This window comes from Zoogloea sp. GDB6 (genome assembly GCF_056724105.1).
On record NZ_CM161497.1, the window covers coordinates 2867999 to 2881588 of the forward strand.

Consider the following 13590-nt stretch of genomic DNA (forward strand, 5'->3'; position numbering starts at 1 on the left):
CGGGCCTGAGCGGACTCAGGCCGCGTCGATCAAGCCGTGGTTTCGGCGATGCGCTTGGCGATGTGTTCCAGCGCCTCCTCGACCTGGTCGATGAGGATCAGGCACAGGTCACCGGTTTCCAGCTTTTGCAGCGCGCTGTCGATGGCCGCGAACTCGCCGCGGATCTCGCAGATGCTCTTGGTGCGCGGCGCACCTACCAGGCCCTCCTGCAGCAACGCCAGCACTTCGCCATCGGCGCGGCCGCGCTGGCAGTCGTCCTGGTACAGCACCACGTCGTCGAAGACCTTGCCGAGGATGCGGGTCTGCTCGCGGATGTCCTCGTCACGGCGGTCGCCGGCACCGCTGATGACCACCGAGCGGCGCTTGGCCGGCATGCTCTCGACGGCCTGCACCAGCGCCAGGATCGCATCCGGATTGTGGCCGTAGTCGGCGATCAGCGTAGCGCCCTTGTAATCGAACACATTGAAGCGGCCCGGCGCGTTGGCGGCATCGTTCACGAAGCTGGCGGCGCCGGCGATGATGGTTTCCGGCGGAATGCCCAGCGCCCAGGTGGCGGCGATGGCGGCCATCGCGTTCTCGACCTGGAAGGAGATCGCGCCGTTGCGGGTGATCGGGATGCCGGCCAGCGGCACGCGGAACTCCTCGCTGCCCTGGGCCGCGACGATCGCATCGTCGTCCACGAAGACCACCCGGTGGCCCTGCACGCGGTGGGTGACCAGCACGTGGTTGTACTGGTCGGCAGCGAAGAACAGCACCGAGCCCGGGCAGGCGCCGGCCATCTTGACGACCATCGGGTCGGCAGCATTGAGCACCGCCGTACCGCTGGACTTCACGTTCTGCACGATGACCCGCTTCACCACGGCCAGGTCTTCGACGGTGCTGATATAGGACAGGCCCAGGTGGTCGCCCATACCGATGTTGGTGACCACCGCCACGTCGCAGCGGTCAAAGGCCAGGCCTTCGCGCAGCACGCCGCCGCGGGCGGTCTCGAACACCGCGGCGTCCACGTCCGGGTGCAGCAGGATGTTGCGGGCGCTGCGCGGGCCGCTGCAGTCGCCGGTGTCGATGCGGCGCTTGCCCACATAGACGCCGTCGGAGTTGGTCATGCCGACGCAGTTGCCGGCCACGCCGAGGATGTGAGCCGACAGGCGCACGGTGGTCGTCTTGCCGTTGGTGCCGGCCACCGCGATGACCGGGATGCGGCCGTCTTCACCGGGCTTGAACATGTTGGCGACGATGGCCTCGCCGACCGGGCGGCCCTTGCCGTAGGACGGCTGCAGGTGCATGCGCAGGCCGGGCGCCGCGTTGGCTTCGACGATGCCGCCGCTCTGGGCTTCCAACGGTTCCAGCACGCTCTCGCAGACCACATCCACGCCGCAGATGTCGAGGCCGATGTTCTTGGCCGCAGCAATCGCGCGCTCGGCGACTTCGGGGTGCACGTCGTCCGTCACGTCGGTGGCGGTACCGCCGGTGGACAGGTTGGCGTTGTTGCGCAGGATCACGCGCTTGCCTTTCGGCGGCACGGAGCCGGCCTCGTAGCCCTGCTTGGCGAGGGTAGCGATGGCGATCTCGTCGAAGCGGATCTTGGTCAGCGAGGTGGCGTGGCCGACACCGCGGCGCGGATCGCTGTTAACGTGGTCCACCAGCTCGCGGATGGTGCGCTGGCCATCGCCGATGACCAGCGGAGGCTCGCGGCGGGCAGCGGCGATCAGCTTGTCGCCGACCACCAGCAGGCGGTAATCGTGGCCCGGCAGGTAGCGCTCCACCAGCACGTCGTCGCTGATTTCCTCGGCGACGCGGAAAGCCTTCATCACCTCTTCCTTGGTGCGCAGCTTGACCGCCACGCCCTTGCCCTGATTCCCGTCACGGGGCTTCACGACGACGAGGCCGCCGAGTTCCTTGGCCGCCTGCCAGGCATCCTCGGCACTGGTCACGGAACGACCCAGCGGCACCGGCACGCCGGCGGCGCGCAACAGGTTCTTGGTGAGCTCCTTATCCTGGGCGATGGCCTCGGCCACGGCGCTGGTCAGGTCGGTCTCGGCGGCCTGGATGCGGCGCTGCTGGCTGCCCCAGCCGAACTGCACGAGGCTGCCTTCAGTGAGGCGGCGATAGGGAATGCCGCGGGCCACGGCAGCCTGCACGATGGAACCGGTGGAAGGCCCGAGGCGCACGTCCTCGTCCAGCTCACGCAGGCGGGCCAGCGCACCGGCCAGGTCGAAGGGGCCATCGGTCTCGGCGGCACGGCACAGTTCGGTGGCCAGCTCGAAGGCCAGGCGGCCAACCTTTTCTTCGGTGTATTCCACCACCACCTGGAAGACGCCCTTCTCGATGGTCTTGGCGGTGCGGCTGAAGGTCACCGGACAACCGGCACAGGCCTGCAGGCCGAGAGCGGCGAGTTCCAGCGCCTGGGCCACGGAACTGGCGCCCATGTGGCCATCGGCCTCGAGGAAGCCCATTTCAGGGAAGAGGTTGCGCAGTCGCGTCTCGTAACCCGGAATGGAGTCGATGTCGCACTCCGCTTCGGTGCAGGTCACGATGGCTTCGATCGCGGTGTGCCGGCTCCACAGATTGGGGCCTCGCAGAGCCCGGATGCGTGAGACTTCCATGGATAACAGTCCTTGTCGTTTTTCTCAGGGGCCACCAACGTCGGGCGGCCCTCCATCATTGTTCAGTGGCGGCTCAGTCGTTGCGCAGCGGCGCCTTGGGATCGTAGGGCTTGACGCCGGCACGGATCATCGCCGGCGACACGCCCAGCGCCCAGGCACCCGCCACGGCAGCCAGCAGGTTGGACAGTACGCCCGGCTCCTCCCCGGCGCCGTTTGCCAGCAGCTTGATCTTGGCCAGGCGGGCGACCGGATCTTCCTGCTCGCCGGTGGCCAGCACGATGGCACCATCCTTCACGAAGACCGTGCGGCGGCCTTCGCTGCGGGCCTGTACGACGGCCTCGGCGTTGGGATCGACGGCATAGAAGATCACTTCGCCGTCGGACAGGGACGCCATCTCGACGACCGCCGGATCTTCGGCGTTGAGCACCGCCGCACCGCTGGACAGCACCAGGTCCACCTGGGTGCGGAAGACGTTCCAGACCTTTTCCGGGGAGTCGATGTAGAACTCGCCGTAGTGCAGTTCCGGGTCGACGTTGGTGACCACGCCCACCGAGCAGCGGTCGTACACGGTGCCGTCGCCGAGGATGCTGCGGCAGCCGTTCTCGAACACCGCGGTCTCGACGGAGCGGTTCATCAGCACCCGCTCGGCGGCATCCCAGTTGGTGCCTTCGGCAGTTTCCACCTGGCGGCCGTCGAGGAACACGCCCTCGGAGCAGGCCAGGCCGGTGTACTGGCCGGACAGGCGGGACAGGTGGGCGATCAGGCGGGCCACCGGCGTCTTGCCGCGGCTGCCGGTGACGCCGACGATGGGAATGCGCGCGTCTGCGTCCTTCTCGAACAGGTGATCGACGATCGCTTCGCCCACCGGGCGCGGCTGACCGACGCCCGGCTTGATGTGCATCAGCAGGCCCGGACCGGCATTCACTTCGACGATGGCGCCCTGCTGCTCGCTCAAGGGCTTGGAGATGTCCTCGCAGACCAGATCCACGCCGGCGATATCGAGGCCGACGATGCGCGCCGCCAGGCAGGCCAGCTCGGCGGTGTCCGGATGCACTTCGTCGGTCACGTCGAAGGCCATGTTGCTGGTGCGGACGATCATCACCTCCTGGCCTTCCGGCGGCACCGAGGCGCCGGTAAAGCCCTGGCGCGCCACTTCCATCTGGGCGGCGGGATAGTTGTCCAGCTTGATCAGGTACAGCGGGAACTCATGCTCGACGCCGCGGCGCGGGTCGGAGTTGATCTGGGTCTCGATCAGTTCGTCGATGGTGTGCGTGCCGTCGCCGATCACCGACACCATGTCGCCCTTGTTGGCGGCGACCATCTTGCCGCCGACCACCAGCAGGCGATGCTCGGCGCCCTTCACGAAGCGCTCGACCATCACCTCGGAGCCTTCCGCGGCCGACAGCGGGAACACGTCCGCCACCTCCTGCGGGGTACGGATGTTGGTGAACACGCCACGGGCGTGGTTGCCATCGCTGGGCTTCACGACCACCGGGAAGCCGATGTCCTCGGCGGCCTCGATGGCGTCCTCCACGCTGGTGACGATGCGGCCTTCCGGCACCGGCACGCCGCAGGACTCCAGCAGCGTCTTGGTCAGGTCCTTCTCGCGGGAGATGCTCTCGGCGATGGCCGGCGTGCGGTCGGTCTCGGCGGTCCAGATGCGGCGCTGGCGGGCGCCGTAGCCGAGCTGCACGAGATTGCCCTCGTTCAGCAGGCGGATGTAAGGGATACGGCGCTGCTTGTCGGCTGCAGCCTCGACGATGCAGCGGGTGCTCGGGCCGAGCATGTGCTTGTCCACCAGGTCGCGCAGGCGGGCCACGGCGGCGTCCACGTCGTAGGGGCGCTCCTCGATGGCGGCCATCAGCAGGTCGTGGCCCATGTTGAGGGCGGCCATCGACACGTCCTTCTGCCACGCGCGGATCACCACCTTGTAAACGCCGCGCAGCGAGGTCTCGCGCGCCTTGCCGAAACCGCCCGACATGCCGGCGAGGTTCTGCAGTTCGAGCGTCACGTGCTCGAGGATGTGTCCCGGCCAGGTCCCGTCCCGCAGGCGCTTGAGGAAGCCGCCCCGCTCGCCAATGCTGCAACGGTGCTCGATGAGGGTCGGCAGCATCGCCGTCAGCCGCTCATAGAAACCCGGGATCACATTCGACGGACAGTCTTCCAGGTCATGGATGTCGACCCAGGCTTCGAGGACTGAGCGATAGGTCCAGATGTTCGGTCCCCGCAGGTGGAGCACATTGAGGAATTCGATCGTTTTATTGGTCATGGACGAGACACTTCGGAAGTAACGGGCCTGTTTACGGCACTCAGCAACGGAAACTCGATCTCCCCTTAACGCGGACGGGGCCGCCAGGATTACCTGAAGGAAAAATTAACGGGTCGGCGATGCGTCTGGCCACCCGCCGGGTATACGCGCATGTAACGAGTCAGTAAACTTCGGGCGCAATTTTGCCCTACGCTGGCCCTTTTCTGGGGCCTAATCGCGTCGCCGAGATGAATTCAGAGTCCTCCGCCCTTCCTTCCGCCTATTCCGACTACCTCGGACCGGCCGTGCCCGACAGCTGGCGCCCCCTCCTCGACAAGGCCCTGCAGGCCGGCGAAAAGGTCCTGGCCAGCCTCAATCTCGATCTCGATGCCGCGCTGCAGTTCCGCAGCGGCCTGGTGGCCCTGACCGACCGCCGCCTGCTGGCCTGGGACCTGCAGGCCAAGGACTGGCAGGTGTGGACCTTCCGTAGTGGCATGGCCCTGCGCCACCGCGACCACGCCGGCGTGGCCAGCCTCGACCTGGTGGACGGCGACGGCAAGCTGGCCGGCTGGCGCTTCACGCTGGCCCAGGACCCGGCCGCCCGCAACCTGGCCGACCGTTTCCACGCCCAGCTCGAATGCGTGCTGGCCGGCCGCCAGCCGACGCCACCCGAGCCGCTGACCTGCCCGACCTGCGACGCGCCGCTGCCGCCGGGCACCGATGAGTGCCCGACCTGTGCCCGCGAGATCCACACGCCGCCGTCCACCTGGACCCTGTTCCGCCTGTGGCGCTTTGCACAGCCCTACAAGAAGCAGCTGCTGGCCGGCTTCATCCTGACCCTGGTGGCCACCGCCGCAACGCTGGTGCCGCCCTACCTCACCATGCCGCTGATGGACGAGGTGCTGATCCCCTTCCAGAACGGCCAGCCCATCGACCGCATGAAGGTCATGATGCTGCTCGGCGGCCTGCTCGTCGCCGCGTCCTTCGCCTGGGGCCTCGGCTGGGCCAAGACCTACATCCTGGCGCTGGTCAGCGAACGCATCGGCGCCGATCTGCGCACTACCACCTACGAGCACCTGCAAGGCCTATCGCTGGAGTACTTTGGCGGCAAGCGCACTGGCGACCTGATGTCGCGGATCGGCTCGGAGACCGACCGGATCTGCCTGTTCCTGTCGATGAACCTGCTCGACTTCGCCACCGACTGCCTGATGATCGCGATGACCGCGGTGATCCTGGTGTCCATCAACCCGTGGCTGGCCCTGGTCACGCTGGTGCCGCTGCCCTTCATCGCCTGGCTGATCCACACCGTGCGCGACAAGCTGCGCTACGGCTTCGAGCAGGTGGACCGGGTGTGGTCCGAAGTCACCAGCGTGCTCGCCGACACCATCCCCGGCATCCGCGTGGTCAAGGCCTTCGCGCAGGAGAAGCGCGAGGTCGGCCGCTTCCGCGAAGCCAACGCCCGCAACCTGGCGGTGAACGACCGCGTGAACAAGATCTGGTCTGTGTTCTCCCCCACCGTCACGCTGATGACCGAGATCGGCCTGCTGATCGTGTGGGGCTTCGGCATCTGGCTGGTGTCCGAGAAGTCGGTGACGGTCGGTACGCTGGCCGCCTTCATCGCCTACATCTCGCGCTTCTACACCCGGCTGGACTCCATGAGCCGGATCGTCTCGGTGACGCAGAAGGCCGCCGCCGGCGCCAAGCGCATCTTCGACATCCTCGACCATGTCTCGAGCGTGCCCGATCCGGTCAATCCCCAGCACCTGCCCAAGGTGACCGGCGCCATCGAGGTCAAGCGCGTCGGCTTCCGCTACGGCAACCGCACCATCCTGCGCGGCGTGGATCTCAACATCGCGCCGGGCGAGATGATCGGCCTGGTTGGCCACTCGGGTTCCGGCAAGAGCACGCTGGTCAACCTGATCTGCCGTTTCTACGACGTGACCGACGGTTCGATCCGCATCGAAGGCATGGACATCCGCTCGGTGCCGGTGTCCGAGTACCGCCGCAACATTGGCCTGGTGCTGCAGGAGCCCTTCCTGTTCTTCGGCACCATTGCCGAGAACATCGCCTACGGCAAGCCCGATGCGACCCGCGAGGAGATCATCGCCGCCGCCCGCGCCGCCCACGCCCACGACTTCATCCTGCGCCTGCCGCAGGGCTACGATTCCCTGGTCGGCGAGCGCGGCCAGGCCCTGTCGGGCGGCGAGCGCCAGCGCATCTCCATCGCCCGCGCGCTGCTGATCGACCCGCGCATCCTGATCCTCGACGAAGCCACCTCGGCGGTGGATACCGAGACCGAAATGGAAATCCAGGCCGCCCTGGAAAACCTCATCCGCGGCCGGACCACCATCGCCATCGCCCACCGCCTGTCCACGCTGCGCAAGGCTGACCGCCTGGTGGTGCTGGACCGCGGCCAGATCGTCGAGATCGGCAACCACGACACGCTGATGGAAAAACAAGGCGCCTACTTCCGCCTCTACGAAGCCCAGACCCGCAAGCTGGATGACGACGCACTGGGCAACGGCGACAAGCCCCGCGTGCCCTTCCACCGCGCCCATACCCCTGCCTGAAGACCACGTCATGCCTACGCAAAACATCCAGCTGGAACGCAATGCCTTCGGCCAGCTCGTCTTCATCGACGCCACCGGCCAGGCCCAGCTGATCACCCCGGTACGCGCCTTCCCGATCGCCGCCCCGGCCGAGAGCATCGGCCTCATCAACGGCGACGGTGAGGAAGTCGCCTGGATCGACCGCCTCGCCGATCTGCCCGATGCGCCGCGCAAGCTGCTCGAAGACGAGATGGCCAGCCGCGAGTTCATGCCGGTGATCCAGCGCATCCACAGCGTGTCCAGCTTCGCCACCCCCAGCACCTGGGAGCTCGAGACCGACCGCGGCCCGACCAGCATGGTGCTGAAGGGGGAAGAAGACATCCGCCGCCTCACCCCACCGGCCCTGCTCATCGCCGACAGCCGCGGCATCCACTTCCTGATCCGCGACCGCTACGGGCTGGACGCCCACAGCAAGCGGCTGCTGGACCGCTTCCTGTAATCCGCTCCATCCGGCGCAGTCTGGCTCATGCACCGGACTGCGCCAGCCCGTATCAAACGGAGGCCGACCGGCGGCCGACCCAGTCAGTCGCCGCCCCCTCCTCCGCAGCCGCTGCAAGCACTTCCCCCATCTCCACCCGAACCACCATCGGCGGTGCCGTCGCCATCTCCATGGCTACCGCCATGTCCAGAGCTGCAATCTCCGATTCCATCCGCCGCGCAGGAACCGCCGCAGCCGATGTCACTGGCGCAATAGGCCGGGACGCCCTGCGCGTCCTCCACGCCGGAACAATCGAGTACGTAGCGGAAGCCGTCCGGAATCTCCAGCAGCGCATCCAGCGCGAAGAGCATCGGTAGCCGGTCCGGCTTGTTGGGATTGATGCCTTCGAAACGGCAGGCATGCAGCCATGTACGCCGCAGGCCTTGGCGGGCCGACACCGGCGTCGCCATGTGCTCGGCCGGCGTGTGGTCGAGGAAACGCCCCAGCCCGCGGACGCAGAACTGCCGGTAACCCCGTGTAAAAAGAATGAACTCGTGCCAGGCCACGTCCACCGCCTGGCTCGGCATGGACACCATGCGCCCCTGGGCCGCATTGGCTGCACGAAAGAAGGTACGCAGCTCGCCGGTGACCAGGTCTACCTGCTCGGCGCTGAGATGGGGATAGGTCTGCCTGAGCTTGCGACCCAGGCTGGCCGGAAACTGGAAGGCGCCCAGGAAACGCTCCCGCGCCTTGAGGCGCCACTTACGCCAGATGAACGCCAGCGCTCCGAACAAGGCCCCGGCCAGCAGCAGCTTGGGCAGCCAATGGCGCCACGCCTCGCCGCCCGTCATCAGGGCGATCCCCACCAGCAGCGCCACCACGAGCATCCCGCCGAGCCTGTTCTCTTTCACCGCATCCATCGCCGCGCGCCTCCCAATGCACCGCGGCAGATTTTATCGGTTGCCAGCCCGTTTTAGATGCCATATCCATAGCCTTCATCACCGTTCCTTAACAAAACCGCAGCCGCCCCGTAACCCACGCTTCTTAGTCTTGCCTTGAAGACCCCATTCCGAGCTATTCCAATCAATTCCGGGTCGTTCGCCCTCCAGGAGAGTCCATGAAGAACTTTTTGCGCGCCCTTGAAATCCAGCGGTGGGACGATCATCGCTTCTACCACCACAGCCGGATGAACCAGACCCTGCACTTCATCAGCGCAGTGAGCTTTCTGGTGGCCTATTCGCTGCTCTTCGTCGATCCGGTGAAGGCGGCGCTGATCGGCTGGCTGATCTCGATGGTCACCCGTCAGTCCGGCCATTTCTTCTTCGAGCCTCTCGGCTACGACGAGGAGAACCAGGTCACCAATGATTACAAGGAAGCCGTGAAGGTCGGCTACAACCTCAAGCGCAAGGTCGTGCTGCTGTCGATCTGGGCCTTCATTCCGGTCGCCCTGTGGCTCAACCCGACGATGTTCGGCCTGTTCGAGGCCCACACCGGCGTCGGTGGCTTCATCGACCACCTGGGCCTGATGTGGCTGGGCCTCGGCGTCGCCGGCCTGCTGTTCCGCACGGTCCACCTGTTCTTCCTGAAGGACGTGCAGACCGGCCTGGTGTGGATCACCAAGATCCTCACCGACCCGTACCACGACATCAAGCTGTATCACAAAGCACCGCTGTACCTGCTGCGCGACCTGCGCGCCCGCCAGGCGGCGTAAGCCCTTCCGGCGCCGCTCCAGCCCCATGGGCGGAGCGGCGTTTTCACGTCTACTTCCCGAGGAAGCGATGGCTCAGCATCTCCTTCAGGATGCGCCGGCGGATGCCCTTGTTGGTCACGCTGCCGTCGTTCCACCACCAGCCGTCCGCCTCCATCCGGCGCGCGGCGGCGACGAAGCGTTCGGCGACCGCCTCGAAGTCCGCGTCGGTGTAGTTGAGGCTGAAGATGAAGCGGCCCGTGCCGACCCAGCTGAGGGCCAGCCCTTCGGCTCGCAGGTAGTACTGCAGCATCCAGTTGTAGCGGCTCGGGCGGGTGTAGAAGACCGTCCAGATCGACGACACGTTAGCCACCTGCACCGGCAGGCCCTCGGTCTTGAGGCGCAGGTTGAGGCGCTCCGCGCGGCTGTTCCAGCGATCATCCAGCCCGGCGTAAAGGGCCTGCACCTCGGGCGTCTCGATGCGCTCCAGGAACTCGGCCATCGCGCCCATCACGTAGGGATGGGAGTTGAAGGTGCCGCGTGCAAAGCAGATGTCCGCCGGGCGCTCGTCGCGGAAGCGCTTCATCAGCTCGCGCTGGCCACACACCACGCCGATCGGCATGCCGCCGCCGAGGGTCTTGCCGTAGGTGACCATGTCGGCCTGCACGCCGAAGTACTCCTGCGCGCCGCGCTGCGCCAGCCGGAAGCCGACGAAGACCTCGTCGAAGATCAGCACGATGCCGCGCTCGGTACACACCTGGCGCAGCGCCTTCAGCCATGCGGTGTAGGCCGCCCGGTCGAAGCCCGCCTTGCGCGAACTGTCCACCAGCGACGAATCCCCCGGCGCCGCGCCGTTGGGATGCAGCGCCTGCAGCGGGTTGATCAGCACGCAGGCGATGTCCTTGCGTCGGCGCAGCACGCGCAACGCATCCTCGTGCATGTCCTTCAGCGTGTAGGTCTGGTTGGCCGCCACCGGGTTGCCGACCCCCGGCTGCACGTCGCCCCACCAGCCGTGGTAGGCGCCGCAGAAGCGCACCAGGTGGGTCCGGCCGGTGTGGTAGCGGGCCAGGCCCACGGCCTGCATCACTGCCTCGGTGCCGGACATGTGGAAGGACACCTCGTCCAGCCCGGAGATCGCCTTCAGGCGCTGCACGTTGTAGGCCAGCAGCGGATGGTAGGCGCCGAGCACCGGGCCGAGGGCCTCCACGCGCGCCGCACCACGGGCCATGCAGTCCTTGTAGAAGTCGTAGCCGAACACATTGACACCGTAGGAGCCGGTCAGGTCGTAGAAGACGTTGCCGTCCAGGTCGGTGACCGTCACACCGCTCGACGCCTTCACGAAGGAACCGCCCTTGAGGTGCTGGCGCACCAGCCGGCTGTACTGGAAAGGCACCCGGTAGGCGCCGGTGAACTGCATGTCCGACACGCCTTCCTGGGTCTCGGCGCTCATGGCCGCGCTGGCCGCGAAACGCGTGCGGTGCAGCTCGGCCAGGCGGAAGAAGGCTTCCTTGCGCCTGGCCGCCACCTCCGCCGGCGCATCGTCGCTGCGAAAGAAGGTCGCCTCGTCGTATTCGTAGAACGGCAGCAGCTTTGCCACCCGGCGCGACATCTTGGCGTGCCCCGCCAGCGACGGGTGCTTGCCCTTCGACAGCTCCAGCCGGCGCTTCGCCTTCATCACCAGGCCCGGCAGCGCCAGCGCCCCGAGTCCGGCCAATACCAATGCATCTTCCACGTAGAGCACTCCGCAACTGAAAGATGAACGATTTAACCGACCCCAGTTACAGAACCATGAAAAGTCCCCGCCTGCTTGCCCGCCTCACCGATCAGGAAGACCTCAACTTCCTGCTCACCAACCGCCTGCCGCGTGCGCTGCTGACCCGTTTCGTCGGCTGGTTCAGCAAGATTGAACATCCCCTCGTTGCACGCCTCTCCATCGCCATATGGAAAGCCTTCGCCGACCTGGACCTGTCGGAAGCCAAGAAGCAGGAATTCCGCAGCATGCACGACTGCTTCACGCGGGAGCTGAAGGACGGCGCGCGCAACATCGATGGCGACCCGATGGTGCTCAGCAGCCCTTGCGATGCCATCGTCGGCGCCTGCGGCACGCTCGACGGCGTCACCGCCCTGCAAGCCAAGGGCGCGCCCTACCCGCTCATCGACCTGCTCGGCGACCCGGCGCAGGTGGACACCTACCGGGACGGCAGCTACGTGACCCTGCGCCTCAAGTCGAGCATGTACCACCGCTTCCATTCCCCGGCGGAGCTGCAGGTGGAGCACGTCACCTACATCTCCGGCGACGTGTGGAACGTCAATCCGCCGGCTCTCAAGCGGGTCGAGCGCCTGTACTGCAAGAACGAGCGGGCAGTGATTCGCACCCGTCTCGCCGACGGCACCCCGCTGACCCTGGTGCCGGTGGCGGCAATTCTCGTCGCCAGCATCCGCCTGCACTGGCTGGACGTGCTGCTGCACATCCGCTACCGGGGCCCCAACGAGATCCCGGGCACCGCCCGCTTCGCCAAGGGCCAGGAGATGGGCTGGTTCCAGCACGGGTCGACGATCATCGTCTTCGCGCCAAAGGGCTTCAGCCTGTGTGCCGGCATCGGCGAAGGCAGCCCGATCCGCATGGGCGAGCCGCTGCTGCGCCGACCGGACGCCGCTTGAGCACGTAGGGCACAAATCCGGCCCCAATAACTATTCGATAACAGAAATCAGCCTATTCGATAGATTGCGTTTTCAAAATAGTTAGCGTCTTCCACACTTGATCTACATCAAATCAAATCAGGAGACGCCATGAACACCACCCCCAACGCGCTGCCGGTCATCATCGCCGGTGGCGGCATCGGCGGCCTCGCCGCCGCCCTCGCCCTGACCCGCCGGGGCTTCTCCGTCAAGGTGCTCGAACAGGCCGCGCAGATCGGCGAGATCGGCGCCGGCATCCAGCTCGGCCCCAACGCCTTCCACGCCTTCGACGCCCTCGGTGTCGGCGACAAGGCCCGCAGCCGCGCCGTATACACCGACTACATGGTCATGCACGACGCCCTCGACGAAACCGTCGTCGGCCGCATCCCCACCGGCGAGGCCTTCCGCAAGCGCTTCGGCAATCCCTACGCGGTGATCCACCGGGTCGACGTGCACCTGTCCCTCCTCGAAGGCGCCCAGGAAACCGGCCGCGTCGAGTTCCTGACCTCCACCCACGTCAGCCGCATCGAGCAGGACGCCGACAGCGTGACGGTGTACGACCAGCACGGCAATGCCCACAAGGGCATCGCGCTGATCGGCGCCGACGGCGTGCGCTCGGTGGTGCGCGAGCAGTTCGTAGGCGATCCGGCCCGCGTCACCGGCCACGTGGTGTATCGCGCCGTGGTGGACAAGAAGGACTTCCCGGAAGACCTGCAGTGGAACGCCGCCAGCATCTGGGTCGGCCCCAACTGCCACCTGGTTCACTACCCGCTGCGCGGCGGCGAGCAATACAACGTGGTGGTCACCTTCCACAGCCGCCAGCAGGAGGAATGGGGCGTCACCGAAGGCAGCGCCGAGGAAGTGCAGAGTTACTTCCAGGGCATCTGCCCGAAGGCCCGCCAACTGATCGAACTGCCCAAGAGCTGGAAGCGCTGGGCCACCGCCGACCGCGAACCCATCGGCCAATGGACCTTCGGCCGCGTGACCCTGCTCGGCGACGCCGCCCACCCGACCACCCAGTACATGGCCCAGGGCGCCTGCATGGCGATGGAAGACGCCGTCACCCTCGGCGAAGCCCTGCGCGTCCACGACAACGACTTCGTCAAGGCCTTCGACCTCTACCAGCGCTCCCGCGTGGCCCGCACCGCCCGCATCGTGCTGTCGTCCCGCGAGATGGGCCGCATCTACCACGCCAAGGGCGTCGAGCGCCTGGTACGCAACGACCTGTGGAAGGGCCGCAGCGCGGAGCGCTTCTACGACGCGATGGAATGGCTGTACGGCTGGAACGCCGACAACTGCCTGGCCAAAGACTGAGCCCCATCCATCCGAACCCGAACAGGAAG

The 13590-nt window shown here is 66.7% G+C and carries 9 protein-coding genes; 5 read left to right on the forward strand and 4 right to left on the reverse strand.

Translation table 11 applies throughout. The features are described from left to right. Positions 1-29: 29 nt before the first annotated feature. Positions 30-2606 carry a cyanophycin synthetase gene (gene cphA, locus AC1PQG_RS12945; RefSeq protein ID WP_481122937.1) on the reverse strand — a complete coding sequence of 859 codons (2577 nt, stop codon included), beginning with the start codon at positions 2604-2606 and terminating at the stop codon, positions 30-32. 73 nt (positions 2607-2679) lie between these two features. Continuing rightward, positions 2680-4875: a cyanophycin synthetase gene (locus tag AC1PQG_RS12950; protein ID WP_481122938.1), complete on the reverse strand. Its 2196-nt coding sequence runs from the start codon at positions 4873-4875 to the stop codon at positions 2680-2682. A 227-nt stretch (positions 4876-5102) separates the two neighbouring features. Between AC1PQG_RS12950 and AC1PQG_RS12955 the strand changes: the two genes are divergently transcribed. Continuing rightward, positions 5103-7424 carry a cyanophycin metabolism-associated ABC transporter gene (locus tag AC1PQG_RS12955; RefSeq protein WP_481122939.1) on the forward strand — a complete coding sequence of 774 codons (2322 nt, stop codon included), beginning with the start codon at positions 5103-5105 and terminating at the stop codon, positions 7422-7424. A gap of 10 nt (positions 7425-7434) precedes the next feature. Next, the gene (locus AC1PQG_RS12960; protein ID WP_481122940.1) at positions 7435-7902 is read left to right on the forward strand and encodes a cyanophycin metabolism-associated DUF1854 family protein; all 468 of its coding nucleotides are present in this window, start codon (positions 7435-7437) and stop codon (positions 7900-7902) included. A gap of 83 nt (positions 7903-7985) precedes the next feature. Here AC1PQG_RS12960 and AC1PQG_RS12965 read toward each other — a convergent pair whose 3' ends face one another. Next, entirely contained in the window at positions 7986-8801 is an 816-nt protein-coding gene (locus AC1PQG_RS12965; protein WP_481122941.1) for a glycine-rich domain-containing protein, read from the reverse strand. 197 nt (positions 8802-8998) lie between these two features. Here AC1PQG_RS12965 and AC1PQG_RS12970 point away from each other — a divergent pair, with 197 nt between their 5' ends. Continuing rightward, positions 8999-9592, forward strand: a complete 594-nt coding sequence (locus AC1PQG_RS12970) for a hypothetical protein (protein ID WP_481122942.1) — start codon at positions 8999-9001, stop codon at positions 9590-9592. A gap of 49 nt (positions 9593-9641) precedes the next feature. On the opposite strand, the gene AC1PQG_RS12975 is transcribed toward AC1PQG_RS12970, so the two are convergent. Then, entirely contained in the window at positions 9642-11300 is a 1659-nt protein-coding gene (locus tag AC1PQG_RS12975) for an aminotransferase class III-fold pyridoxal phosphate-dependent enzyme (RefSeq protein ID WP_481122943.1), read from the reverse strand. Between the two features lie 56 nt (positions 11301-11356). On the opposite strand from AC1PQG_RS12975, the gene asd reads away from it, so the two are divergent. Both asd and AC1PQG_RS12985 read left to right on the forward strand, forming a co-directional pair. Next, positions 11357-12229 (forward strand): archaetidylserine decarboxylase, encoded by an 873-nt coding sequence (asd, locus tag AC1PQG_RS12980; protein WP_481122944.1) that lies wholly within the window; start codon positions 11357-11359, stop codon positions 12227-12229. A 129-nt stretch (positions 12230-12358) separates the two neighbouring features. Beyond that, a complete protein-coding gene (locus tag AC1PQG_RS12985; RefSeq protein ID WP_481122945.1) occupies positions 12359-13561 on the forward strand; it encodes a 3-hydroxybenzoate 6-monooxygenase in 1203 nt (400 codons plus the stop codon). Positions 13562-13590: the final 29 nt, after the last annotated feature.